Genomic DNA, 25,509 nt, shown 5'->3' with positions numbered 1-25,509 from the left:
CGCCATAAAATTGCATCGACTTGGTGCATTGGGAGAAGAAATTGCATGACATCGCCCTCGACCGGATCGACCGGAAAATTCTCGAGCACCTGCAGGCCCACGGCCGGGCCACCAACCTGGAGCTGGCGGAAGCGGCCAATCTCTCTCCCGCGCAGTGCCTGCGGCGCCACCGGCGGCTGGAGGAACTGGGGCTGATCCACGGCTACGCGGCGCGGCTGAACGCGCGCCACATCGGGCTGGGCGTGACCGCCTTCATCCACGTGACCATGGCGCGCGGCCACGTCGACGAACTGCCCAAGTTCCAGGACCTGATCGCCGACATGAAGCAGATCCTGGAGTGCTACTCGGTGACCGGCGACTTCGACTACGTGCTCAAGGTCGTCGCGCAGGACCTGGAGTCGCTCTCGCAGTTCCTGATGCACACGCTGATGCACATGCCGGGCGTATCGGCGGTGCGTTCCAGCGTGTGCCTCAACGAGATCAAGTTCACCACCGCGCTGCCGCTGGAGTGAGCGGGGCCGCTCAGGTCGGCGGCACGCCGGGGATCGGCGAGGCGGGCGACGACGGCACGGCCGCCGGCGGTGCCGGCATTTCTGGCGCCGCGGCCATCACCATCGTTGGCACTGCCAGCGGCAGCGAGGCCTTCTTGAGTTCGTCGAGGATGGTGAACAGCAGGTCGCTGCGCACGCCCCCCGCCAGCCGCGGGCTCGCCACGTAGGCGATCGCCTGGAAGATCAGGAGCCCGTTCTCGATGCCCTCCAGCGTGAGCGAGGGCGCCGGCGTCTCCAGCACGCCCTCGTGCCCCTTGCAGGCCGCGAGGATCAGCTCGCGCACGCGCTGCGCGTCGGTGGTCAGCGGCATCGGCAGGCGGATCAGCACGCGGCCCTCGGCGTTGGCCAGCGTCATGTTGCGCACGGTCTTGGTGATGAACTCCGAGTTCGGCACGATCAGCGTCGAGCGGTCGCCCAGCTGGATCTCGGTGGCGCGCACGTTGATGCGCCGCACGTCGCCCTCCGCGGTGCCCAGCACCACCCAGTCGCCCACCTTCACCGGCTGCTCGGCCAGCAGGATCAGCCCCGAGATGAAGTTCTGCACGATGGCCTGCAGGCCGAAGCCGATGCCCACCGACAGCGCGCTCGCCACCCACGCGATGCGCTCGATGCCGATGCCCAGCGCCGACAGCGAGAAGGCGATCACCAGGATGCCGCCCACGTAGCCCAGCAGCGTGGTGATGGAGCTCTGCATGCCCGGCTCGAACTTCGTGCTGGGCAGGTAGCTGTGCGCGAGCCAGCGCTTGAAGATGCGCAGCACCACGAAACCCACCACGGCCACGCCGATGGCGCTGAGGATCGCCCCGGGCACCAGCTGGAATTCGCCCACCTTCACGCCGGTGCCGAACTTGCCGCTGCGCTGGAACACCTCGCCCGGCCCGGTGCCCAGCGGCGCGGCCAGCGCGATCAGCATGTAGAAGAAGAGACCCACCCGGCTGATCGCCGACAGCACCGTGGCGACCTGGTCCAGCGTCTGCGGCGCGAGGTTGAAGCTCTTCTGCAGCCGCTGGCCGAAGCTGGCGCGCGAGGACACCGTGGCCATGAACACGTCGTCCGCGAACTTGAAGAGCACGTAGAAGGCGGCCGCCACGATACCGCTCCAGGCGAGCTGCGAGGCCAGGAAGCTCGCAAGCGCCACGTAGCCGAGGCCCACCAGCACCCAGATGGCGATCATCAGCATGCCGATCAGCGCCACCAGCAGGCCAACCCACATCGGCCGCTCGGGCAGGCCGGCCTCGGGCGCGTCGGCGCGCAGCGGCTTCACGAGGTAGAGCACCGAGCCGACCAGCGCCGTCAGCACCAGCGCGGTGAGCACGTGCGTGGCCACCACGGCCGCGAAGCTCGCGTCGATCAGCGAATTGACCTCGGCAGGCGTCCACGCGAGCACGGCCACCAGCGCAACCAGCCAGGGCAGGGCGGCCAGCCGCGTGGCCATGGCGTCGGGAATCGGCGGCAGGCGCCACGAAGGCCGGCTCGTGGCCAGCAGTCCACGGCCCAGCCCGATCACGAAGGCCATGAACACCAGCGCCTGCGCCGTCGAATTCAGCACCTTGCGCGCCTGCGGCTCCCACGTGGCGAACTCCTTGAGCACCTCGACGAAGCCGTGTGCCGCCACCGCCACCAGCAGCATGTGGCTCGCGACGATGCCGATCACCAGCAGCGAGCGCCGCAGCCGCCCCGCCGGCAGGAAGCGCGCGGCCAGCTTCACGAGCAGGGCCTCGGCTGCCCAGTTGCCGAACACCGCGAGCAGCAGCGCGCCGATCAGCGCGGCGATCACCGTCAGGCGGGTCTCGGGCTGGGTGGCGGCCACCAGGCCGTCGTTCACCGAGGACGCCATCGCCTGCAGGCGGGCCAGGTCGTCGGGCCAGGCCTCGCGCAGGTCGCTCCAGAACTCGCTGGTCAGCGGCGAGGCCGCGCGCTCGGTGAGCTGCGCCTCGAACAGCGCCCGGCGCTGCGTGACCAGCTCGGTGCCGCGCTGCCGCACATCGACCGACAGCAGGCGCGCGAGGCGGATGTCGGCGTCCAGCGCATTGCGCTCCTTGGTCAGGCGGGCGCGCTGGCGGGTGATGTCCGGGTCTTCGGTGGCGCCGGCGGCGGGCGGGTTGCCGAGCTCGCCGAGCTTGGCGTTCAGGTCGGCAAGATCGCCGGCTCGCGCGGCGACGAACTTGTCGGCCTGCACGCCGATGTCGTTGATCTGCGAGAGCAGCTTGCGCGCGTCCTCGTCGGTCTCGGCGGCGGTGCTGAGCTTGGTGAACTGCGCGCGCAGCTCGGCCACCGTGGGGGCAGGGGCTGCCGCGGCCGCGGCGGCGCTGTTGCCGCCGGTGCCGAGGTCAGGCTGCGCCTGGGCGCCGCCGCAGATGAACAGGGCCGCGAGGCAGAAGCTCGCGAAGCGTAGGGTCCAACTCATGGCCGCATCATAGAAGCCGCCATTTCGTAAAGACCGGTAAGGCAGGTGCACAAGTGCAGCCTGCGCGGCCCGGCCTTCGCGGCCTCAGCCGGCAGGGCTGAAAAGGTCGACCCGGTCGGTGATGATGCCGTCGGTGCCCAGGTCGATTAGCCGTTGCGCGGCCTGCTCGTCGTTCACCGTGTAGCTCAGCGCGCGCATGCCTGCTTCGTGCACCAGCGCCACCACGCCGGCGTCCCACAGCGCGTGGTTGCAGACGATGGCGACGCAGCCCAGTTGCTGCGCGGCCTCGAGCCAGCCATCCCAGAGCTTGTCGAGCAGCAGGCCCCGGGGCAGTTCGGGCTGCACGGCCTGCGCGCCCTTCAGCGACTCGACCTGAAAGGAGGTGAGCAGCGGCGGCACGGCCGCGCCCTGCCAAAGCCGGGCCGCTTCGCGCGCCACCACCTCGCCGGTTTCACGCTCGGTGCCGGGCGTGGGCTTGATCTCGATGTTGAGTAGGTACTCGTTGGCCCGGCAGAAGCGCGCCAGGTTTTCCAGCGTGGGCAGCGGCTCGCCCGCGTACGCCCGCGAATGCCAGCCGCCCGCGTCGAGCTGCGCCAGCGCGCTCCAGGGCTGGGCGCCGCCGGTGCCGTGGCCGCTGGTGGTGCGCTCGAGCGTGGCGTCGTGCATCAGGAAGACGACGCCGTCGGCGCTGAGCTTGGCATCGCACTCGAACATGCGATAGCCGTGCGATGCGCCGAGCCGGAATGCGGCCAGCGTGTTCTCGGGGGCGAGCTTGCCGGCGCCGCGATGGGCGACCCAGCGGGGGTAGGGCCAGGGATTCAGCTCGGCCATCGATCAGTCCGCACGTTTGCCGGAACCCGCGTCGAACCAGTGCAGCTTGTCTTCGCGCGCCGCGATCTTCACCGTGTCGCCGGCGACGGGCGGATGGTCGGCCTCGTCTGTGCGCATGATGATCTGCTCGTCGCCGATGCGGCCGTACACCAGCCGCTCGGCACCCAGCAGCTCGACGTGCTCGACCTGCACCGACCAGCCGTTCTCGTCGAGCACCAGGTGCTCGGGGCGGATGCCCAAGATCTGGCCCGGACGCACGCCCGGCGCGTGCTTCAGCAGGTTCATCGGCGGCGAGCCGATGAAGCTGGCCACGAAGGTGGTGGCGGGGCGGTTGTACACCTCCTCGGGCGTCGCGAACTGGTCCATCACGCCGCCGTTCATCACGATGATGCGCTGCGCCAGCGTCATGGCCTCGACCTGGTCGTGCGTGACGAACAGCGAGGTGATGCCGAGCTCGCGGTGCAGCTTCTGGATCTCGAAGCGCGTCTGGGCGCGCAGCTTGGCGTCCAGGTTCGACAGCGGCTCGTCGAACAGGAACACCTGCGGCTGGCGCACGATGGCGCGGCCCATGGCCACGCGCTGGCGCTGGCCGCCGGAGAGCTCGCGCGGCTTGCGCTCCAGCAGGTGGCCCAGCTCCAGGATCTTCGCGGCCTTGTCGACGCGCACCTTGATCTCGGCCGGCGGCACCTTGGCGATCTTCAGGCCGTAGGCCATGTTCGCGAACACGCTCATGTGCGGATAGAGCGCGTAGTTCTGGAACACCATGGCGATGTCGCGCTCGGAGGGTTCGAGCTGGTTCACGACCTTGTTGCCGATGGCGATCTCGCCGGCGGAGATTTCCTCCAGGCCGGCGACCATGCGCAGCAGCGTCGACTTGCCGCAGCCCGAGGGCCCGACGATGACGATGAACTCGTGGTCGGCGATCTCGGCGCTCACGCCGTGGATGACCTGGTTGGCCTTGGGCCCGTGGCCGTAGCGCTTGATGACGTTGCGTAGGGAGAGGGAAGCCATAACTTATTTTTCAGTGTCCACGAGGCCCTTGACGAACCACTTCTGCATCAGCACCACCACCAGCGCGGGCGGCAGCATCGCGAGGATGGCGGTCGCCATCACCACGTTCCATTCGTTCTGGCCGTCACCGCCGGCGATCAGCCGCTTGATGCCGACCACGATCGGGTACATGTCCTCGTTGGTGACCGCCAGCAGCGGCCACAGGTACTGGTTCCAGCCGTAGATGAACTGGATCACGAAGAGCGCGGCGATGCTGGTCTTCGACAGCGGCAGCAGCACGTCGAAGAAGAAGCGCATCGGGCTCGCACCGTCCATGCGCGAGGCCTCGGTGAGCTCCTCGGGCACCGTCAGGAAGAACTGCCGGAACAGGAAGGTGGCGGTGGCCGAGGCGATCAGCGGAACCGTGAGGCCCGCGTAGCTGTTGAGCATGCTCAGGTCCGACAGCACCTTGTAGGTGGGCAGGATGCGCACTTCCACAGGCAGCATCAGCGTGACGAAGATGGCCCAGAAGCAGATCTTCTTGAACGGGAAGCGGAAATACACGATGGCGAAGGCCGACAGCAGCGAAATGGCGATCTTGCCGATGGCGATGACCAGTGCCGTCACCAGGCTCACCCACATCATGTGGGCCACCGGGGCGTTGGAGCCCGCGCTGCTGGCGCGGCCGAAGAGCGCGCCCTTGTAGCTGTCGAGCATGTTCGAGCCGGGCAGCAGCGGCATCGGCCGCTGCACGATTTCCTGCGCGGTGTGGGTGGACGCCACGAACGCGAGGTAGATGGGGAAGGCGACGATCAGGACGCCCAGGATCATCACCACGTGGGCGAGGATGCCCTGGGTGCTTCTTCTTTCAACCATGTCAGTACTGCACCTTCTTTTCGACGTAGCGGAATTGCACGATGGTCAGCGCGATCACGATCACCATCAGCACCACCGACTGCGCGGCCGAGCCGCCGAGGTCCAGGGCCTTGAAGCCGTCGTGATAGACCTTGTAGACGAGGATTTCCGTGTCCTTGCCGGGGCCGCCCTCGGTGGCGGCGTGCACGATGGCGAAGGTGTCGAAGAACGCATAGACCACGTTCATCACCAGCAGGAAGAAGGTGGTGGGCGACAGCAGCGGGAACTGCACCGTCCAGAAGCGGCGCCACGGGCGCGCGCCGTCGATGGCTGCCGCCTCGATCAGCGACTTGGGGATGGACTGCAGCCCGGCCAGGAAGAACAGGAAGTTGTAGGAGATCTGCTTCCACACCGCGGCCATCACGATCAGCGTCATGGCGTGCTTCGAGTTGAGCAGATGGTTCCAGTCGATGCCGATCTTGCCCAGCGCATAGGCGACCACGCCCAGCGAGGGGGAGAACATGAAGACCCACAGCACGGCGGCCACCGCGGGCGCCACGGCGTACGGCAGGATCAGCATGGTCTTGTAGAACATGCCGCCGCGCACGATGCGGTCGGCGAACACGGCCAGCGTCAGCGACAGGCTGAGGCCGATGGTGGCCACCAGCACCGAGAAGACGGCGGTGGTCTTGAACGACTCGCCATAGGCCGGGTCCTCGAAGAGGTCCTTGAAGTTCTGCAGCCCGACGAAATCGACCGAGGTGCCGAAGGCGTCCTGCTGCTGCAGCGACTGCAGCAGGGCCTGGCCCGCCGGCCAGAAGAAAAACACGAAGATCACCGCCATCTGCGGCGCCAGCAGCAGCCAGGGCAGCCAGCCCGAGCGAAAGAAAACGCGTTTTTCCATGAACCCTCTACGTAAAAAATCCCGCCGCGCCCGCTCTTTTGCAAGAGCCGACGGGGGCGGGCGATATTAGCCGGACACGGAAGCCGTCTGGCGGCCGGGCGTCAGCTCTTGTTGGCCTTCTGGAAGCGTTCCAGCTGCTCGTTGCCGCGGGTCACGATGGCGTCGAGGGCTTCCTTGGCGGTCTTCTTGCCGTTCCAGACCTGTTCGAGCTCTTCGTCCTCGATGGCGCGGATCTGCACGTAGTTGCCCAGGCGGATGCCGCGGCTCTTGTCGGTGACCTTGCGGATCATCTGCGTCACGGCCACGTCGGTGCCAGGGTTCTGCTTGTAGAAGCCCGACTCTTCGGTGAGCTTGTAGGAGGCCGTGGTCACGGGCAGGTAGCCCGTGCGCTTGTGGCTGGCGGACTGCACTTCAGGCGTCGAGATGAAGCTGAAGAACTTGGCCACGCCCTTGTACTCGGCCGGCTTCTTGCCCGACATGACCCACAGGCTGGCGCCGCCGATCACGGTGTTCTGCGGTGCGCCCGGCACGTCCGGGTAGTAGGGCAGGGGAGCCAGGCCGTAGGCGAACTTGGCGTTCTTGGCCACGTTGCCGTAGAAGCCCGAGGAGGTGTTGATCATGGCGCACTCGCCCGACACGAACGAGGCCTCGGGCACGTTGCCGCGGCCCTTGTAGATGAAGAGACCCTGCTTGGCCATGCTGGCCAGGTTCTCGATGTGGCGCTGGTGCAGCGGCGAGTTGACCTTCAGGCGCGCGTCCAGGCCCTGCAGGCCGTTGGCCTTGCTGGCGAACTCCACGTTGTGCCAGGCCGAGAAGCTCTCGACCTGCGTCCAGTTCTGCCATGCCGTGGTGAACGGGCACTTGTGGCCGCTGGCCTTGAGCTTGGCGGCGGCGGCGACCACTTCGGGCCAGGTGGCGGGCGCCTTGTCGGTGGGCAGGCCCGCGGCCTTGAAGGCGTCCTTGTTGAAATAGAAGATGGTGGTCGAGCTGTTGAACGGGAAGCTCAGCATCTGGCCGTTGGGGGCGGTGTAGTAGCCGGCCACGGCGGGAATGTAGGCTGCCGGGTCGAACTTCTCGCCCGCGTCCTTCATGACCTGGCCGACCGGCACGATGGCGCCCTTGCTGGCCATCATGGTGGCGGTGCCCACCTCGAACACCTGCAGGATGTGCGGTGCGTTGCCGGCGCGGAAGGCCGCGATGGAGGCCGTCATCGATTCGTCGTAGGTGCCCTTGAAGGTCGGGACGATCTTGTATTCCTTCTGGCTCTCGTTGAACTGCCTGGCCAGGTCGTTGACCCACTCGTTGTTGACGGCGGTCATGGAATGCCACCACTGGATCTCGGTCTGGGCCTGTGCCACGTTGAAGAGCGTGGTGGCGGCCAACGCCGATGCCAAGGCGAGCGTCTTGAATCGCATGAAGACTCCTGAAGGGAAAAATGGAAAGCGCGGATGCTAGGGCATGTGCATGACACAGCCGCGTCACATTGGCGCACGGGGGGCGGGTTTCTTCCAATCGGGGAAACCCCTTTGGACCCAGCGGCTCCTCTTTGTCTTTCCCCCTGGATTTGGCCCTGTTCGCAGCAGGCCCGGCACGGGGTGCGGCCCCTCTTGCTGCGCTGCACCATGCTAGCATCGCCCTCCCTTTTTTCGGCCTAGCCTGTCGCCGTGGCCGGGGCTTCCAAGAGACCTCCATGAGCAGCAAAACCTCCCTCGACAAAAGCAGGATCAAGTTCCTCTTGCTCGAAGGCATCCACCCCTCGGCCGTGGAGGTGCTGCGCGCCGCCGGCTACACCAACATCGAGTCGCTGCCGGGCGCGCTGCCCGATGCCGAACTGAAGGAAAAGATCGCCGACGTGCACTTCCTGGGCATCCGCTCGCGCACCCAGCTCACCGCCGAGGTGTTCGCTGCGGCGCACAAGCTGGTGGCGGCAGGCTGCTTCTGCATCGGCACCAACCAGGTCGACCTCGAGGCCGCCCGCGAGCATGGCGTGGCGGTGTTCAACGCTCCGTACTCCAATACCCGCTCGGTGGCCGAGCTGGTGCTGGCCGAAGCCATCCTGCTGCTGCGCGGCGTGCCCGAGAAGAGCGCGGTGGCGCACCGTGGCGGCTGGCTCAAGTCGGCCGAGAACGCGTATGAAATCCGCGGCAAGACGCTGGGCATCGTGGGCTACGGCTCGATCGGCGCGCAGCTGTCGGTGCTGGCCGAGGCGCTGGGCATGCACGTGGCCTTCTACGACGTGGTCACCAAGCTGCCGCTGGGCAATGCGCGCCAGGTGCGGGAGCTGCACCAGCTGCTGGCCCAGAGCGACATCGTCACGCTGCACGTGCCCGAGACGCAGGCCACCCAGTGGATGATCGGCGCGGCCGAGATCGCGGCGATGAAGCCCGGAGCCATCCTCATCAACGCCTCGCGCGGCACGGTGGTCGAGATCGAGCCGCTGGCCGAGGCCCTGAAGGCCCGCAAGCTGCTGGGCGCCGCCGTCGACGTGTTCCCGGTGGAGCCGCGCAGCAACAAGGACGAGTTCCGGTCGCCTCTGCGCGGCCTGGACAACGTGATCCTCACGCCCCACATCGGCGGCTCGACCATGGAGGCGCAGGCCAACATCGGCCTGGAAGTGGCGGAAAAGCTGGTCAAGTACAGCGACAACGGCACCTCGACCTCGTCGGTCAACTTCCCCGAGGTGGCGCTGCCGGCGCACCCGGGCAAGCACCGCCTGCTGCACGTGCACCGCAACGTGCCGGGCGTGTTGTCGGAGATCAACAAGATCTTCTCGGACAACCACATCAACATCTCCTCGCAGTTCCTGCAGACCAACGAGAAGATCGGCTACGTGGTGATGGACATCGACGCGGCTTCTTCCGACCTGGCGCTGGAGAAGCTGGCGAAGGTCGGCGGCACCATCCGCAGCCGCGTGCTGTTCTGAGTTTTTCCGGGGATCCCCGGGGAAGGGCTCCCCGGAAGCAGCGCCTACCGCGCCTACCACAAGGCCGAAGCGACCGCCACGCGGCAAGACCCCAGGCGCTGCAATAAAATCCCCAGCCCGGCTATGGGCGCGCAGCGCCCGGCCGAGGCGCCCCACCCGATGAATGCTCCGACCGCGTTGAACGCGCTATTGGCACAGGCCGCAGAGCCGGTACGACTGCGCGAGATCCCCTACAACTACACCAGCTTCTCCGACCGAGAAATCGTGATTCGCCTGCTGGGCGAACGCGGCTGGGAACTGCTCCAGACCCTGCGCGCCGAGCGCCGCACCGGCCGATCGGCGCGCATGCTCTACGAGGTGCTGGGCGACATCTGGGTGGTCCAGCGCAACCCCTACCTCGTCGACGACCTGCTCGACAACCCGCGCCGCCGCGGCCAGCTGGTCGATGCCCTCAGGCACCGCTTGGCCGAGGTGCAGAAGCGCCGCACCCCCGACAGCGACCTGCCGCGCGACCAGCTCGTGGGCGAGCTCACCGCCCTGGTGGGCGACGCGGTGGCCGCCTTCGACACCAAGTTCCGCGACGTCGCCGCCCTGCGCCGCAAGGCCACCCGCGTGCTGGGCCGCCTCACCGCCAAGGACAACATCAAGTTCGACGGCCTCTCGCGCGTGGCCCACGTCACCGACGCCACCGACTGGCGCGTGGAGTACCCCTTCGTCGTGCTGTGCCCCGACACCGAGGCCGAGATGGCGCTGCTGGTGAAGGGCTGCATCGAGCTGGGCCTGACCATCATCCCGCGCGGAGGCGGCACCGGCTACACCGGCGGCGCCATTCCGCTGACCTGGAACAGCGTCGTCATCAACACCGAGAAGCTGGAGGTGATGACCGAGGTCGAGCACGTCCCGCTGCCCGGCCTGGCCGACCCGGTGCCCACCATCTGGACCGAAGCCGGCGTGGTCACCCAGCGCGTGGCCGATGCGGCCGAGCGCGCGGGCTTCGTCTTCGCGGTCGATCCGACCTCCGCCGAGGCCTCGTGCGTGGGCGGCAACGTCGCCATGAACGCGGGCGGCAAGAAGGCCGTGCTGTGGGGCACGGCGCTCGACAACCTCGCCTCGTGGCGCATGGTCACGCCGCAGGCCGAATGGCTCGAGGTCACGCGCATCGGCCACAACCTGGGCAAGATCCACGACGTCGACAGCGCCGTGTTCGAGCTGCAGTACTACGCCGCCGACGGCAGGACGAAGCTGCGCAACGAGCGCCTCGAGATCCCGGGCCGCACCTTCCGCAAGGAAGGCCTGGGCAAGGACGTGACCGACAAGTTCCTCTCGGGCCTGCCGGGCATCCAGAAGGAAGGCTGCGACGGCCTCATCACCAGCTGCCGCTGGGTGGTGCACCGCATGCCGGCGCACACGCGCACCGTGTGCCTGGAGTTCTTCGGCAACGCCAAGGACGCCGTGCCCAGCATCGTCGAGATCAAGGACTTCATGTTCGCCGAGCAGAAGCGCTCGGGCGTGCTGCTCGCCGGCCTCGAACACCTGGACGACCGCTACCTCAAGGCCGTGGGCTACGCCACCAAATCGAAGACGCACGGCGGCCTGCCCAAGATGGTGCTGTTCGGCGACATCGCGGGCGACGACGCGAACGAAGTGGCGCGCGTCACCTCGGAAGTGGTGCGCATCGCCAACTCGCGCAGCGGTGAAGGCTTCATCGCCATCAGCCCCGAGGCGCGCAAGAAGTTCTGGCTCGACCGCAAGCGCACGGCCGCCATCAGCCGCCACACCAACGCCTTCAAGATCAACGAGGACGTGGTCATTCCGCTGCCGCGCATGGCCGAGTACAGCGACGGCATCGAGCGCATCAACATCGAGCTGTCGCTGCAGAACAAGCTCGCGCTCACCGACGAGCTCGAAGCCTTCCTCACGCGCGGCAACCTGCCGCTGGGCAAGACCGACGACGCACACGAGATTCCCGCGGCCGAGCTGCTGGAAGACCGCGTCGCGCAGGCCGTGGCGCTGGTGCAGGAAACGCGCGCGCTGTGGGCCGGCTGGCTGAAGGACGTCGACACACTGTTCCCGCAGCTGCAGGACCACTCGCTGCGCGCGAGCTGGAAGACCCAGCTGCGCCAGCCGCTGCAGGCCATCTTCACGGGCGCGGAGTTCGCGCCGATCCTGGCGGAGTGCGCCGCCATCCACAAGCGCGTGCTCAAGGGCCGCGTGTGGGTCGCGCTGCACATGCACGCGGGCGACGGCAACGTGCACACCAACATCCCCGTGAACAGCGACAACTACGACATGCTGCAGACCGCGCATGCCGCGGTGGTGCGCATCATGGCGCTGGCGCGCAGCCTCGACGGCGTGATCTCGGGCGAGCACGGCATCGGCATCACCAAGCTCGAGTTCCTGAGCGACGACGAGCTGCGCCCCTTCACCGAGTACAAGGCCAAGGTCGACCCCGAGGGCCGCTTCAACAAGGGCAAGCTGCTGCGCGCACCTGCCGGCAAGCCCGAGACGCTGCACGCCGACCTGACCAACGCCTACACGCCGAGCTTCGGCCTCATGGGGCACGAGTCGCTCATCATGCAGCAGAGCGACATCGGCGCCATTGCCGACAGCGTGAAGGACTGCCTGCGCTGCGGCAAGTGCAAGCCCGTGTGCGCCACGCACGTGCCCCGCGCCAACCTGCTGTACAGCCCGCGCAACAAGATCCTCGCGACCTCGCTGCTGGTGGAGGCCTTCCTCTATGAAGAGCAGACGCGCCGCGGCGTGAGCATCAAGCACTGGGAGGAGTTCGAGGACGTGGCCGACCACTGCACGGTGTGCCACAAGTGCCTCACGCCCTGCCCGGTGAAGATCGACTTCGGCGACGTGTCGATGAACATGCGCAACCTGCTGCGCAAGATGGGCCAGAAGAGCTTCCGCCCGGGCAACGCGGCCGCGATGTTCTTCCTCAACGCGACCAATCCGCAGACCATCAAGGCGGTGCGCGCGGGCATGGTGGGCGTTGGCTTCAAGGCGCAGCGCCTGGCCAACGACCTGCTGCGCGGCCTCGCGAAGAAGCAGACCTCGGCGCCGCCGGCCTCGCTGGGGCCGGCTCCCGTCAAGGAGCAGGTGATCCACTTCATCAACAAGAAGATGCCGGGCAACCTGCCGAAGAAGACGGCGCGCGCGCTGCTCGACATCGAGGACGCGGACTACGTGCCGATCATCCGCAACCCGAAGGCGACCACTTCCGAGACGGAAGCGGTCTTCTACTTCCCGGGCTGTGGGTCGGAGCGGCTGTTCTCGCAGGTGGGGCTCGCGACGCAGGCGATGCTCTGGCATGCGGGCGTGCAGACCGTGCTGCCGCCGGGCTACCTGTGCTGCGGCTATCCGCAGCGCGGCAGCGGGCAGTTCGACAAGGCCGAGAAGATGATCACGGACAACCGCGTGCTCTTCCACCGCGTGGCCAACACGCTCAACTACCTCGACATCAAGACGGTGGTGGTGAGCTGCGGCACCTGCTACGACCAGCTGCAGGGCTACCAGTTCGACAAGATTTTCCCGGGCTGCCGGATCGTCGACATCCACGAGTACCTGCTCGAGAAGGGCATCACGCTCGCCGATGCAGCCGGCGGCGGCTACCTTTACCACGACCCCTGCCATTCGCCGATGAAGCAGCAGGACCCGATGAAGACGGTGAAGGCGCTGGTGGGCGACAACGTGCTCAAGAACGATCGCTGCTGCGGCGAATCGGGCACGCTGGGCGTGTCGCGGCCCGACATCTCCACGCAGATCCGCTTCCGCAAGGAAGAAGAGCTGAAGAAGGGCGAAGCCGCGCTGCGCGAAGCCGGCAAGGTCGGCGAGAAGGAGAACGTGAAGATCCTCACCAGCTGCCCGAGCTGCCTGCAGGGCCTCTCGCGCTACGGCAACGACCTGAACAACGGCCTGCTCGAAGCCGACTACATCGTGGTCGAGATGGCCAACAAGATCCTCGGCGAAGACTGGATGCCCGACTACGTGGAAGCCGCCAATCGCGGCGGCATCGAGCGGGTGCTGGTGTGACGGCGAAGGTGCAGGGTTGCGTGCTGTGCGAGGGCCCGGGCGGGCGCCTCGTGTTCGAGGGCGCGAAGCTGCGCGTGATCCATGCCGAGGAGGCGGGCTTTCCGGCCTTCTACCGCGTGGTGTGGCGCGAGCACGCGCCGGAGTTCTCCGACCTCGACGCGGCCGACCGTGTCCTGTGCATGGAGGCGGTGACGGTGGTCGAGCAGTGCCTTCGCGAGCACCTGAAGCCGGCGAAGGTCAACCTCGCCGCGCTCGGCAACATGGTCGCGCACCTGCACTGGCATGTGATCGCGCGCTTCTCGAACGACAGCCATTTCCCGGGCTCGGTGTGGGCGCCCGTGCAGCGCGAGCGCAATGTCGCGCTGGAGGCGGACATCGCCGCGCGCCTGCCGGCCATCGAGGCTGCGATGATCGAGCGATTGGGCAACAGGAGCTTCTGATGGCAGGCTTGAAACCGGGCGCACCGACGCCGCAGTCGATCACCGTGCACGGCCAGTCGCGCGTGCTCGAAGTCGGCTTCTCCGACGGCGCGACCTTCCGCATTCCCTTCGAGCTGATGCGCATCTATTCGCCCTCGGCAGAAGTGCAGGGCCACGGCCCCGGGCAGGAAGTGCTGCAGACCGGCAAGCGCGAGGTCGAACTCGTCGATCTCGAGGCGGTGGGCAACTACGCCGTGCAGCCGACCTTCAGCGACGGCCACAACACAGGCATCTACTCGTGGGACCTGCTCTACGAACTGGGCGAGAAGCAGGCCGAGCTGTGGGCCGACTACGAGCGCCGGCTGGCCGAGGCGGGCGTCGATCGCGACGCGCCGATGATCGAGAAGGGCGGCCACGCCTGCGGCAGCCACTGAGCTCGCGGAGTGCCCGAAACTCCGCGAGTGCTATTGAAAAGATAGCCCTACGCCCAGAAAGGGCGGGGCTGAAAAAGCAACAAATGTCCGCCGTGCTCGCGGGGTCGTCGACTTGATGTGAAGGCTTCCGGCCTAACATCGGTCGCATGAGCACCACACACTTCGGCTACGAAACGGTCGACGAAAGCGAGAAGGCCCGCCGCGTGCGCGGTGTCTTCGATTCGGTCGCATCGCGCTACGACATCATGAACGACCTGATGTCGGCCGGCCTGCACCGCGCCTGGAAGGCATACACCGTCATGGTCGCGAACGTGGGCGAAGGCTCGCGCGTCCTCGACATCGCCGGCGGCACCGGCGACCTCGCACTGGCCTTCGCGAAGAAGGTCGGCGCCAGCGGCCAGGTGGTCCACACCGACATCAACGAGGCCATGCTGCGCACCGGCCGCGACCGCCTGCTCGACGCGGGCGTGGCGCTGCCCACCATGGTCTGCGACGCGGAGAAGCTGCCCTTTCCCGACAACCACTTCGACGTGGTCACCGTGGCCTTCGGCCTGCGCAACATGACGCACAAGGACGCGGCGCTCAAGGAGATGAACCGCGTGCTCAAGCCGCGCGGCAAGCTGCTCGTGCTGGAGTTCTCGAAGGTCGCGAAGCCGCTCGCGAAAGCTTACGACTGGTACTCCTTCAACGTGCTGCCCCGGTTGGGCAAGCTCGTGGCGGGCGACGACGCGAGCTATCGCTATCTCGCCGAATCGATCCGGATGCACCCCTCGCAAGAGGAGCTCAAGACCCTCATGAAAGAGGGCGGTTTCGGACATGTGGACTATCACAACATGACTGGGGGAATCGCTGCCCTCCATGTTGGAATCAAGTGTTGATGAAGCGATCTTTCGCTCGAGAGGAGACGACGATATGAAGAGTTTGGGTTCTTTGTTCCTGGCAGCCGCATTGGTGCTGGTCAGCGTCCAGGCCGAGGCTGCCCGCATGGGTGGCGGCAAGTCGGTGGGGCGCCAGTCGTCCAACGTGACGCAGCGCGAGGCCGCATCGCCCTCGGCGCCCGCGCAGCAGAACGCGACCAATGCGGCAGCGGCCAAGCCCGCGACGCCTGCTGCAGCGGCAGCACCGAAGCGCCCGTGGGGCGCAATGCTCGGCGGCCTGGCCGCTGGCCTGGGCCTCGCGTGGCTCGCGAGTTCGCTGGGCCTCGGCGCCGGTTTCGCCAACATCCTGCTGATCGGCCTGCTCGTGCTGGCAGGCGTGGTGGTGTGGCGCATGATCAAGTCGCGCTCGCAGCCCGTCGCCAACCGCCAGGGCGGCTTCGCCTTCCAGGGGGCAGGTGCCAGCCCGAGCAACGCGAGCGCTCCGGCGCAGTACAGCCCGAACAACGTGGGCAACGACGCATCGGCTCGTCCGTGGGAGCGCAACAACGCTGCCTTCGATGCCGCGCCGCACGGCAGCAGCCTCTCGGCGGCTGGCGCAGCGGCAGGTGGCAGCATGATCGGCTCGGCGCTCGGCGGTTCGCAGTCGTGGGGCATCCCCGCAGGCTTCGACGTCGATGGCTTCCTCGGCGCTGCGAAGCGCAACTTCGTGACCCTGCAGGACGCGTGGGACCGCGCCGACGTGTCGACGCTGCGTTCGATGATGACCGACGGCATGGTCGACGAGATCCGCTCGCAGCTGGCCGACCGCGCCAGCCACACCGGCGGTGCCTCGAACAAGACCGAAGTCGTGATGCTCGACGCCAAGCTGCTCGGCATCGAGGAGCTGCCCGATGCCTACATGGCCAGCGTGGAGTTCTCCGGCATGATCCGCGAAGACGCCTCGGCGGGCCCAGGCCCGTTCCGCGAAGTGTGGAACATGACCAAGCCCGTCAGCGGCAACAGCGGCTGGCTCGTGGCAGGCGTGCAGGCGCTGCAATAAGCCACGCAGGCAGGTTAGGCAGGAAAAACCTGAAACGCGGCCCGGCCCTCTCTGGGCCGCGACACAGGCGGGATAATGGGGACATGGCCACACCATCGTCCCCATTTTCTTTTCTAGGCGACCTCTTCAACACCATTGGCGAGCGCCTGCAGCCCCCGGACTGGGCGGTCCACGAGATACAGAACCGCGCGGTCCTGTTCCTGAACCACGTGCTGCAGCAGGAGCCCGAGGCGCAGCAGCGGCTGCTGCGCCAGCAGGGGCGGGTGGTGCGCTTCCAGTGGCGCTTCGTGACCATGGAGCTGGTGGCTACGCCGGCCGGCCTGCTCGACCTGGCTCCGGCAGGCTCGGTGCCCGAGCTGACGCTCACCGTCACCGATGAATCCCCCTTCGACATCGCCCGCGCCGCGCTGCGCGGCGACAAGCCCGCCGTGCAGATCATCGGCGACGTGCAGCTGGCGGCCGAGGTCAACTGGCTGGTCGACCACGTGCGCTGGGACATCGAGGACGATCTCGCCCGCGTGATCGGCGACGTGCCCGCGCACACGCTGGGCAACGCCGTGCGGCGCGTGACGGGTGCGCTGCGCCAGTTCGTCGGCGACCGCGCGGCCAAGGCGGGCGGTTCGGCTGCCGGCCCGGCAGGCAACGCCGAATGAGGCGCTTCTACCGCGGCCTTTTCATCGTCTGGGTCGCGCTGCGCTACGGCCTCGACGAGCTGGTGCTCTCGAGCTTCCAGAAGCCCTGGGTGCGCGGGGTCACACGCGTTCTTTCCTTTGGGCGCAACCTCGATGCGCCGCGCGGCCAGCGGCTGCGCGAGGCGCTCGAAAGCCTCGGTCCGATCTTCGTGAAGTTCGGCCAGGTGCTGTCGACCCGGCGCGACCTGCTGCCGCCCGACATCGCCGACGAACTGGCTTTCCTGCAGGACCGGGTACCGCCGTTTCCCTCTGCCGTGGCCATCGCGACCATCGAGCGCGCATTCCGCCGTCCGGTGAGCGACGTGTTCGTGCAGTTCGACGAGACGCCCATCGCCAGCGCCTCGATCGCGCAGGTGCACTTCGCGACCATCCGCACCAATGACGGCCAGGAGCGCGAGGTGGCGGTGAAGGTACTGCGCCCCAACATGCGCGGCGTGATCGAGAAAGACCTGGCGCTGATGGCCATGATGGCCGGCTGGCTCGAGAACCTCTCGGCAGACGGCAAGCGCCTGAAGCCGCGCGAGGTGGTGGCGGAGTTCGACAAGTACCTGCACGACGAGCTCGACCTGGTGCGCGAGGCCGCCAACGCGGCCCAGCTGCGCCGCAACATGGCCGCGCTCGACCTGGTGCTGATTCCCGAGATGTTCTGGGACTTCTGCCACCCCGAGGTCATCGTGATGGAGCGCATGAAGGGCGTGCCTATCGCGCAGATGGAGCGCCTGCGCGCCGCCGGCGTCGACATTCCCAAGCTGGCGCGCGACGGCGTCACGATCTTCTTCACGCAGGTGTTCCGCGACGGCTTCTTCCATGCCGACATGCACCCCGGCAACATCCAGGTGAGCCTGGAGCCCGAGACTTTCGGGCGCTACATCTCGCTGGACTTCGGGATCATCGGCACGCTGACCGAGTCGGACAAGGAATACCTCGCGCAGAACTTCGTGGCCTTCTTCCGGCGCGACTACAAGCGCGTGGCCGAGCTGCACCTCGAAAGCGGCTGGGTGCCGGTGGGCACCCGCATCGACGAGCTGGAGGCGGCCATCCGCACCGTGTGCGAGCCGTATTTCGATCGGCCGCTGAAGGAAATCTCGCTGGGCATGGTGCTGATGCGCCTGTTCCAGACCTCGCGGCGCTTCCACGTAGAGATCCAGCCGCAGCTGGTGCTGCTGCAGAAGACGCTGCTCAACATCGAGGGCCTGGGGCGCAACATCGACCCCGAACTCGACCTCTGGGCCACCGCCAAGCCCTTCCTCGAGAAGTGGATGGTCGACCAGATCGGTCCGAAGAAGCTGTTCCAGCAGCTCAAGGCCGAGGCGCCGCGGTACGCCAAATTGCTGCCCCAATTACCTCGATTACTGCACGATTTCCTGGAAAATCGCCCGGTCGACAACCGCCGCGAGCTGCTCGAACTGCTGGCCGAACAGAAGCGCACCAACCGGTTGCTGCAGACCATCGTCTACGGTGGCATAGGTTTTGTATTGGGGTTGCTCGCCATGCAATTGCTGGTGCGCGTGCGTCTGTTCTAGAGGAGTCTCCACCGTGTTGTTGACGCTGGTCATCGTCTATCTGCTTGTCACCATCGCGATCGGCCTCTACGCCGCCAAGCGGGTGAAGAACACCACCGACTTCGCCATCGCCGGGCGGCACCTGCCGCTCTACATGATCGTCACGACCACCTTCGCGACCTGGTTCGGCTCCGAAACGGTGCTCGGCATCCCGGCCAAGTTCATCGAGGGCGGGCTCAACGGCGTGGTGGAAGACCCCTTCGGCGCCGGCACCTGCCTGATCTTGGTGGGCCTGTTCTTTGCCGGCAAGCTCTATCGCATGACGCTGCTGACCATCAGCGACTACTACCGCGAGCGCTACGGCCGCGGCGTGGAGGTGGCCTGCTCGCTCATCATCATGCTGAGCTACCTGGGCTGGGTGTCGGCGCAGGTCACGGCGCTGGGGCTGGTGTTCAACCTGCTCTCGGGCGGCGTGGTCAGCATCCCGGTGGGCATGGTGATCGGGGTGGTCTCGATCCTGGCTTACACGCTCTTCGGCGGCATGTGGTCGGTGGCCGTCACCGACTTCATCCAGATGATCATCCTGGTGGTCGGCCTGGCCGTGATCGCGATGTTCGCGGGCAACATGGCCGGCGGCGCCGACAAGGTGGTGGCCTTCGCGGTCAGCAAGGATCTCTTCAAGTTCTGGCCCGAGCCGAGCCTGCACGACATCGTGTTCTTCTTCGCGGCCGCCATCACGATGATGCTGGGCTCCATCCCGCAGCAGGACGTGTTCCAGCGGGTGATGTCGGCCAACAGCGTCAAGGCGGCCCGGCGCGGCCCGGTGATCGGCGGGCTGGCGTACATCCTGTTCGCCTTCGTGCCGATGTTCCTGGTGGCCAGCGCGCTGCTCATCATGCCGGAGCAGACCTCCACGCTGCTGAAGGAAGACCCGCAGAAAGTGCTGCCCACGCTGGTGCTCGAGAAGATGCCCTTCGTGATGCAGGTGCTGTTCTTCGGCGCGCTGCTGTCGGCCATCAAGTCGACCGCCTCGGCCACGCTGCTGGCTCCCAGCGTCACCTTCACCGAGAACATCTGGCGCCAGTTCCGCCCGGCCGGCACCGACCGCCAGAACCTGATGACCATGCGCATCACGGTGCTGCTCTTCAGCGCCGCCGTGCTCGCCTACGCGATCCGCATGCAGGGCACTTCCATCTACGAGCAGGTGTCGGGCGCCTACCAGGTGCCGCTGGTGGGGGCCTTCGTGCCGCTGGTCTGCGGCCTCTACTGGCGCCGGGCCACCACCCAGGGGGCGGTGGCCTCGATCGTTCTCGGCATCGGCGTCTGGCTGCTCTTCCTGGGGGTTTCGTCCTGGGGCGCCGTGTTCCCGGCCCAACTGGCGGGCGTGCTGTGCTCCTTCGCGGGCATGGTGGTCGGCTCGCTGCTGCCGCAATGGTTGGCGAACACTCACACGCCGCACCGTCCGCTTGCCACGGAGCCGGCCTGAAGCCTGGGGCCAGCGGCCGGGCCGGGCGCCCTTCGGCGGGGGCGCCCCTATAATCGAGGGCTTTGCGAGCGGCCGTTGCGCCGCTTTTTTAGACCCCATTTCCCCATGCCCATCTACGCCTACAAGTGCAGCGCCTGCGGCTTCGCCAAGGACGCTTTGCAGAAGATGTCCGACGCGCCCCTCACGGTGTGCCCGGCGTGCGGCGCGAGTGCGTTCGAAAAACAGGTCACGGCCGCCGGCTTCCAGCTCAAGGGCTCCGGCTGGTACGTGACCGATTTCCGCGACGGCGGCGGCAAGAAGTCCGAGCCGGCCACGTCGACCGCCTCCGGCGAATCTTCGTCCTCTTCCTCTTCTTCCACCACGACCGCCGCGCCGAGCCCCGCTCCGGCGCCCGCCGCACCGGCTCCCGCGCCGGCCGCGGCCAGCGGCGACTGAAGCCCTCCGACCGCCATGCTCGCCCTGCGCAAATGGTTGCTGTCCGGCCTGCTGGTCATCGTGCCGCTGGTCATCACGCTCGGCGTGCTGAACTGGATCATCGGCACGCTCGACCAGACGCTGTGGCTGCTGCCCGAGCAGTGGCAGACCTGGCTGAGCGAGCACAAGGTGCGCGGCCTGGGCGTGCTGCTCACGCTGGCGATCCTGCTGGTGGTGGGCGCCACGGCCAGCAACTTCGTCGGCAAGCGCCTGCTCGGCTGGGGCGATGCCGTGGTCCGGCGCATCCCGGTGGTGCGCTCGATCTACTCCAGCGTCAAGCAGGTGTCGGACACGCTGTTCTCCGAGAACGGCAATGCCTTCCGCACCGCGGTGCTGGTGCAATGGCCGCGCGAGGGCGTGTGGACCATCGCCTTCGTGACCGGGGCGCCCGGCAACGAGGTCGCCGCGCATCTCGGCGAGGGCGAGTTCCTCAGCGTCTACGTGCCGACCACGCCCAATCCCACGGGCGGCTACTTCGTGATGCTCAAGCGCAGCGACTGCATCGAACTGAAGATGAGCGTGGACGAAGCGCTCAAGTACATCGTCTCGATGGGGGTGGTCGTTCCAGGCGGCCCCACCACGGTGGCGGTGAAGTCTTCCAACTCATAAAAGAACGAACGCGCCCTCGAGGCGCCGGAATGGATTCCCTATGGCCATGCGTACTCAATATTGCGGTCTCGTGACCGAAGCCCTGCTGGGCCAGACCGTCACCCTTTGCGGCTGGGTCAACCGTCGCCGCGACCACGGCGGCGTGATCTTCATCGACGTGCGTGACCGCGAAGGCTACGTGCAGGTGGTGTGCGACCCCGACCGCGCCTCCACTTTCGCCGTGGCCGAGAGCCTGCGCAACGAATACTGCGTGCAGGTCACCGGCCTGGTGCGCGCGCGCCCCGAAGGCACGACCAACGACCAGCTCAAGAGCGGCAAGATCGAAGTGCTGTGCCACGAGCTGAAGGTACTGAACCCCTCGGTCACGCCCCCGTTCCTGCTGGACGACGACAACCTGTCGGAAACCACCCGCCTCACGCACCGCGTGCTCGACCTGCGCCGCCCGGCCATGCAGCGCAACATGATGCTGCGCTACAAGGTGACGATGGAAACGCGCAAGTTCCTCGACGCCAACGGCTTCATCGACATCGAGACGCCGATGCTCGGCAAGTCCACGCCCGAGGGCGCGCGCGACTACCTCGTGCCCAGCCGCGTGCACGACGGCAGCTTCTTCGCGCTGCCGCAGTCGCCCCAGCTCTTCAAGCAGCTGCTGATGGTGGCCGGCTACGACCGCTACTACCAGATCGTGAAGTGCTTCCGCGACGAAGACCTGCGCGCCGACCGCCAGCCCGAATTCACGCAGATCGACATCGAGACCTCCTTCCTCGCCGAGGAAGAGATCCGCGAGATGTTCGAAGGCATGATCCGCAACGTGTTCCGCAACGCCGCGGGCATCGACCTGCCGGTGTTCCCGACCATGACGTACGCGGACGCGATGTTCAAGTACGGCTCCGACAAGCCCGACCTGCGCGTGAAGCTCGAGTTCACCGAGCTCACCGAGCTGATGAAGCGCGTCGAGTTCAAGGTGTTCTCCAACGCCGCCACCATGGCCGGTGGCCGCGTGGTCGCGCTGCGCGTGCCCGGCGGCGGTGCCGAAGGCGGCCTGTCGCGCGGCGAGATCGACGCCTACCAGGAGTTCGTCAAGATCTACGGCGCCAAGGGCCTGGCCTACATCAAGGTCAACGACGCGCAAGCCGGCCGTGACGGCCTGCAGAGCCCGATCGTGAAGAACCTCGACGACAACGCGCTGGCCGAGATCATCGCCCGCACGGGCGCACGCAACGGCGACATCCTGTTCTTCGGCGCCGACAAGGAAAAGGTCGTCAACGACGCCATCGGCGCGCTGCGCGTGAAGATCGGACACAGCGCCTTCGGCAAGAAGAGCGGCCTGTTCGACGACCGCTGGGCACCGCTGTGGGTGGTGGACTTCCCGATGTTCGAGTTCGACGAGGAAGGCCAGCGCTGGAGCGCCGTGCACCACCCGTTCACCGCGCCGAAGGACGGCCATGAAGACCTCATGGACACCGCTCCCGAGAAGTGCATCGCCAAGGCCTACGACATGGTGCTCAACGGCATCGAGATGGGCGGCGGCTCGGTGCGTATCCACCGCGAGGAGGTGCAGAGCAAGGTGTTCCGCGCGCTGAAGATCAGCGCCGAGGACGCGCAGCTCAAGTTCGGCTTCCTGCTGGACGCGCTGCAGTACGGCGCCCCGCCGCACGGCGGCATCGCCATCGGCCTGGACCGCCTGGTCATGCTCATGACCGGCGCGGAGTCGATCCGCGACGTGATCGCCTTCCCGAAGACCCAGCGCGCGCAAGACCTGCTGACGCAGGCGCCGAGCCCGGTCGACGAGAAGCAGCTGCGCGAGCTCCACATCAAGCTGCGCAACAATCCCCAGGCAGCAGCATGATGCTCGCCCCCAGGCTGCGCGCACTTCGTGTCGCTTCGCCAACCCCCTACCGGGGGCAACACCAGAGGCCCGGCAAAGCCGGTTCCTCGGTGTTTCGCGAAGAAGCCTGAGCACCCCCCGATGACGACCGACTCCCGGCCCTGGAAGATCCCGGAGTCGGTGCTGGTCGTGATCCACACGCCGGCGCTCGATGTGCTGCTGATCCGGCGTGCGGATGCCGAGACCGACTTCTGGCAGTCGGTCACCGGCAGCAAGGACGTGGCCGACGAGCCGCTCGCGCTCACCGCGGCGCGCGAGGTGGCCGAGGAAACCGGCATCCTGTGCGGCGAAGGCACGGCGCTGGCCTCGCAGCTGGTCGACTGGCAGCTGCGCAACGTCTACGAGATCTACCCCCGCTGGCGCGCCCGCTACGCGCCGGGCGTCACCCACAACACCGAGCACCTGTTCGGCCTGCGCGTGCCCGAACGCATCGTGCCCACGCTCGACCCCCGCGAGCACACCGACTGGCGCTGGCTGCCGTACCGGGAGGCGGCGGACGCCTGCTTTTCCCCGTCGAATGCCGAAGCCATTCTGTTGCTGCCAGAATTTGCCCGATGAACCAGCCGGCAGCAGCAGCGGTGCAGAACCTCCGCGTCGCCACCTACAACATCCACAAGGGTGTGCAGGGCATCGGCCCCGCGCGGCGGCTCGAGATCCACAACCTGGGCCATGCCATCGAGCAGCTCGACGCCGACATCGTCTGCCTGCAGGAAGTGCGAAAGATGAACCGGCAGGCGGCCGCGCGTTTCGCGCGCTGGCCCGAGCTGCCGCAGGCCGACTTCCTGGCGCCCGAGGGCTACACCGCCGTCTACGAGACCAACGCCGTCACGCGCCATGGCGAGCACGGCAACGCGCTGCTCACGCGTTGGCCGGTGCTGGGCACCAACCACCAGGACATTTCCGACCACCGCTTCGAGCAGCGCGGGCTGCTGCACGTGGTGATCGACGTGGAAGGCCGGCGGGTGCACGCCATCGTGGTGCACCTGGGGCTCATCAAGGGCAGCCGGGTGCGGCAGATCGCGCGGCTGCGCGAATTCATCGACCGCGAGGTGCCGCCCGGCGAGGCGGTGGTGGTGGCAGGCGACTTCAACGACTGGGGCGCGCGCATGCGCTATGCCATGAACGCCATGGGCCTGCGCGACACCAGCGACCTGCGCGGCCCGCGCACGCTCACTTACCCTTCGCGCCTGCCGGTGGCGCAGCTCGACTTCGTCTACGGACGCGGCCTGGAACCGCTGGCCTGCAACGTGCCGCGCGGCCCGATCTGGGCTCGCATGTCCGACCACCTTCCGCTGGTGGCTGATTTCACGCTCCTTAATTGATAGCATTGCTCCAAGGAGGGACGGGCGTTGCGGCCCCGAATGTCCGGAGCCATTCACTGGTACGATCCCCGCCATGCTGAGGAAAACCGACGTCGAACCGCTCCCCGATCGAAAAGACGATGACGAGGGCACGCCCGTCTCCGTGAAGATCCGCGAGCGCATCACCGCCGCGCGCAAGCGCTTCAATGCCAACGACAACATCTCCGAGTTCATCGAGCCCGGCGAGCTCGAGAAGCTGCTCGACGAGGTCGAGGTCAAGATGAAGGACGTGCTGCACAGCCTGGTGATCGACGTCGAGAACGACCACAACACCGACAACACCGCGCGCCGCGTCGCCAAGATGTACCTCAACGAGGTCTTCCGCGGCCGCTACGTCGCCCCGCCTTCGCTCACCGAGTTTCCCAACGCCGAGCACCTGAACGAGCTGATGATCGTCGGCCCGATCACCGTGCGCAGCGCCTGCTCGCATCACTTCTGCCCGATCATCGGCAAGCTCTGGATCGGCGTGATGCCCAACGAGCACACTAACGTGATCGGCCTGTCGAAGTACGCGCGCCTGGCCGAGTGGGTCATGGGGCGGCCCCAGATCCAGGAAGAGGCCGTGGTGCAGCTGGCCGACCTGATCCAGGAGAAGACCCAGCCCGACGGCCTCGCCCTCGTCATGGAGGCCGAGCACTTCTGCATGGCCTGGCGCGGCGTGAAGGAAATGGACAGCAAGATGATCAATTCCGTGATGCGCGGCGTGTTCCTGAAAGACCCGAGCCTGCGCCGCGAATTCCTGTCCCTCCTGCCGAGAAAGGGCTGAGCCATGCTGGTCCGACTCCTCTACGCCAGCCGCGCCGTCGACACCAGCCCCGAGGCCATCGAGTCGATCCTCGCGCAATCGCGCAGCCACAACACCGCCTGCGGCATCACCGGCATCCTCTGCTACGGCGCGGGCACCTTCCTGCAGGCCATCGAAGGCGGCCGCATGGCCATCAGCGAGCTGTACGGCCACATCCAGCGCGACGCGCGCCACAAGGACGTGGTGCTGCTGCACTACGAAGAGATCTCCGAGCGCCGCTTCGGCGGCTGGACCATGGGGCAGGTCAACCTGTCGAAGCTCAACGCGTCGACGCTGCTGAAGTATTCCGAGAAGCCAGAGCTCAACCCGTACGCGGTGTCGGGCAAGGTCTCGCTGGCGCTGCTGGAAGAGCTGATGGCCACCGCAGCCATCGTCGGCCGCCACTGAAAGTGGTGGCCCCCACGCTCGGCACTTCGTGTCCTC

23 protein-coding genes are annotated in these 25,509 nt (G+C 67.1%); 17 read left to right on the top strand and 6 right to left on the bottom strand.

Annotation, left to right across the window (positions count from 1 at the left end):
• Nucleotides 1-41 precede the first annotated feature (41 nt).
• On the top strand, nucleotides 42-512 hold the full coding sequence (locus FHT32_RS02830) for an Lrp/AsnC family transcriptional regulator (RefSeq protein WP_176663118.1): 471 nt from the start codon (nucleotides 42-44) through the stop codon (nucleotides 510-512).
• Between the two features lie 10 nt (nucleotides 513-522).
• On the opposite strand, the gene FHT32_RS02825 is transcribed toward FHT32_RS02830, so the two are convergent.
• The 6 genes from FHT32_RS02825 to ugpB form a co-directional block, all read right to left on the bottom strand.
• Nucleotides 523-2,958, bottom strand: a complete 2,436-nt coding sequence (locus tag FHT32_RS02825; RefSeq protein WP_176663117.1) for a DUF3772 domain-containing protein — start codon at nucleotides 2,956-2,958, stop codon at nucleotides 523-525.
• An 84-nt stretch (nucleotides 2,959-3,042) separates the two neighbouring features.
• Complete coding sequence (gene ugpQ, locus FHT32_RS02820) at nucleotides 3,043-3,789, bottom strand: glycerophosphodiester phosphodiesterase (RefSeq protein WP_176663116.1); 747 nt, start codon at nucleotides 3,787-3,789, stop codon at nucleotides 3,043-3,045.
• Nucleotides 3,790-3,792: 3 nt separating this feature from the next.
• Entirely contained in the window at nucleotides 3,793-4,800 is a 1,008-nt protein-coding gene (gene ugpC, locus FHT32_RS02815) for a sn-glycerol-3-phosphate ABC transporter ATP-binding protein UgpC (RefSeq protein ID WP_176663115.1), read from the bottom strand.
• Between the two features lie 3 nt (nucleotides 4,801-4,803).
• Entirely contained in the window at nucleotides 4,804-5,655 is an 852-nt protein-coding gene (gene ugpE / locus FHT32_RS02810; protein WP_176663114.1) for a sn-glycerol-3-phosphate ABC transporter permease UgpE, read from the bottom strand.
• A gap of 1 nt (nucleotide 5,656) precedes the next feature.
• On the bottom strand, nucleotides 5,657-6,538 hold the full coding sequence (ugpA, locus tag FHT32_RS02805; protein ID WP_176663113.1) for a sn-glycerol-3-phosphate ABC transporter permease UgpA: 882 nt from the start codon (nucleotides 6,536-6,538) through the stop codon (nucleotides 5,657-5,659).
• A 101-nt stretch (nucleotides 6,539-6,639) separates the two neighbouring features.
• Nucleotides 6,640-7,953, bottom strand: a complete 1,314-nt coding sequence (gene ugpB / locus FHT32_RS02800) for a sn-glycerol-3-phosphate ABC transporter substrate-binding protein UgpB (RefSeq protein ID WP_176663112.1) — start codon at nucleotides 7,951-7,953, stop codon at nucleotides 6,640-6,642.
• Between the two features lie 275 nt (nucleotides 7,954-8,228).
• On the opposite strand from ugpB, the gene serA reads away from it, so the two are divergent.
• The 16 genes from serA to FHT32_RS02720 all read left to right on the top strand — a co-directional run bounded on the left by serA (nucleotide 8,229) and on the right by FHT32_RS02720 (nucleotide 25,473).
• The gene (gene serA, locus FHT32_RS02795; protein WP_176663111.1) at nucleotides 8,229-9,461 is read left to right on the top strand and encodes a phosphoglycerate dehydrogenase; all 1,233 of its coding nucleotides are present in this window, start codon (nucleotides 8,229-8,231) and stop codon (nucleotides 9,459-9,461) included.
• Between the two features lie 159 nt (nucleotides 9,462-9,620).
• Nucleotides 9,621-13,499 (top strand): FAD/FMN-binding oxidoreductase, encoded by a 3,879-nt coding sequence (locus tag FHT32_RS02790; RefSeq protein WP_176663110.1) that lies wholly within the window; start codon nucleotides 9,621-9,623, stop codon nucleotides 13,497-13,499.
• Nucleotides 13,496-13,939 (top strand): HIT family protein, encoded by a 444-nt coding sequence (locus tag FHT32_RS02785; protein WP_176663109.1) that lies wholly within the window; start codon nucleotides 13,496-13,498, stop codon nucleotides 13,937-13,939. Before FHT32_RS02790 ends, FHT32_RS02785 begins: the two co-directional genes overlap by 4 nt.
• Nucleotides 13,939-14,352 carry a gamma-butyrobetaine hydroxylase-like domain-containing protein gene (locus FHT32_RS02780; protein ID WP_176663108.1) on the top strand — a complete coding sequence of 138 codons (414 nt, stop codon included), beginning with the start codon at nucleotides 13,939-13,941 and terminating at the stop codon, nucleotides 14,350-14,352. Before FHT32_RS02785 ends, FHT32_RS02780 begins: the two co-directional genes overlap by 1 nt.
• A 146-nt stretch (nucleotides 14,353-14,498) precedes the next feature.
• Nucleotides 14,499-15,230, top strand: coding sequence for a bifunctional demethylmenaquinone methyltransferase/2-methoxy-6-polyprenyl-1,4-benzoquinol methylase UbiE (gene ubiE / locus FHT32_RS02775; protein ID WP_176663107.1), 732 nt, complete (start codon nucleotides 14,499-14,501; stop codon nucleotides 15,228-15,230).
• A gap of 34 nt (nucleotides 15,231-15,264) precedes the next feature.
• Complete coding sequence (locus FHT32_RS02770; RefSeq protein WP_176663106.1) at nucleotides 15,265-16,269, top strand: Tim44 domain-containing protein; 1,005 nt, start codon at nucleotides 15,265-15,267, stop codon at nucleotides 16,267-16,269.
• A gap of 83 nt (nucleotides 16,270-16,352) precedes the next feature.
• Nucleotides 16,353-16,922 carry an SCP2 domain-containing protein gene (locus tag FHT32_RS02765; protein WP_176663105.1) on the top strand — a complete coding sequence of 190 codons (570 nt, stop codon included), beginning with the start codon at nucleotides 16,353-16,355 and terminating at the stop codon, nucleotides 16,920-16,922.
• Nucleotides 16,919-18,484 carry a ubiquinone biosynthesis regulatory protein kinase UbiB gene (gene ubiB, locus FHT32_RS02760; RefSeq protein WP_176663104.1) on the top strand — a complete coding sequence of 522 codons (1,566 nt, stop codon included), beginning with the start codon at nucleotides 16,919-16,921 and terminating at the stop codon, nucleotides 18,482-18,484. The genes FHT32_RS02765 and ubiB overlap by 4 nt, the downstream gene beginning before the upstream one ends.
• A 13-nt stretch (nucleotides 18,485-18,497) precedes the next feature.
• The gene (locus FHT32_RS02755; protein ID WP_176663103.1) at nucleotides 18,498-19,949 is read left to right on the top strand and encodes a sodium:solute symporter family protein; all 1,452 of its coding nucleotides are present in this window, start codon (nucleotides 18,498-18,500) and stop codon (nucleotides 19,947-19,949) included.
• 105 nt (nucleotides 19,950-20,054) lie between these two features.
• Nucleotides 20,055-20,384, top strand: a complete 330-nt coding sequence (locus FHT32_RS02750) for an FmdB family zinc ribbon protein (protein WP_176663102.1) — start codon at nucleotides 20,055-20,057, stop codon at nucleotides 20,382-20,384.
• A gap of 15 nt (nucleotides 20,385-20,399) precedes the next feature.
• Nucleotides 20,400-21,032 (top strand): DUF502 domain-containing protein, encoded by a 633-nt coding sequence (locus FHT32_RS02745; protein ID WP_176663101.1) that lies wholly within the window; start codon nucleotides 20,400-20,402, stop codon nucleotides 21,030-21,032.
• Between the two features lie 40 nt (nucleotides 21,033-21,072).
• A complete protein-coding gene (gene aspS / locus FHT32_RS02740) occupies nucleotides 21,073-22,881 on the top strand; it encodes an aspartate--tRNA ligase (RefSeq protein ID WP_176663100.1) in 1,809 nt (602 codons plus the stop codon).
• Nucleotides 22,882-23,001: 120 nt separating this feature from the next.
• Nucleotides 23,002-23,478, top strand: a complete 477-nt coding sequence (nudB, locus tag FHT32_RS02735) for a dihydroneopterin triphosphate diphosphatase (protein ID WP_176663099.1) — start codon at nucleotides 23,002-23,004, stop codon at nucleotides 23,476-23,478.
• On the top strand, nucleotides 23,475-24,242 hold the full coding sequence (locus FHT32_RS02730) for an endonuclease/exonuclease/phosphatase family protein (RefSeq protein WP_176663098.1): 768 nt from the start codon (nucleotides 23,475-23,477) through the stop codon (nucleotides 24,240-24,242). Before nudB ends, FHT32_RS02730 begins: the two co-directional genes overlap by 4 nt.
• 73 nt (nucleotides 24,243-24,315) lie before the next feature.
• Nucleotides 24,316-25,047, top strand: coding sequence for a GTP cyclohydrolase I (gene folE / locus FHT32_RS02725; protein WP_176663097.1), 732 nt, complete (start codon nucleotides 24,316-24,318; stop codon nucleotides 25,045-25,047).
• A gap of 3 nt (nucleotides 25,048-25,050) precedes the next feature.
• Nucleotides 25,051-25,473 carry a BLUF domain-containing protein gene (locus FHT32_RS02720; RefSeq protein ID WP_176663096.1) on the top strand — a complete coding sequence of 141 codons (423 nt, stop codon included), beginning with the start codon at nucleotides 25,051-25,053 and terminating at the stop codon, nucleotides 25,471-25,473.
• Nucleotides 25,474-25,509 lie beyond the last annotated feature (36 nt).

This window comes from Variovorax sp. SG517 (assembly GCF_013376045.1).
Lineage (GTDB): Bacteria > Pseudomonadota > Gammaproteobacteria > Burkholderiales > Burkholderiaceae_C > Variovorax.
This window is presented reverse-complemented; position numbering and strand designations above follow the sequence as displayed.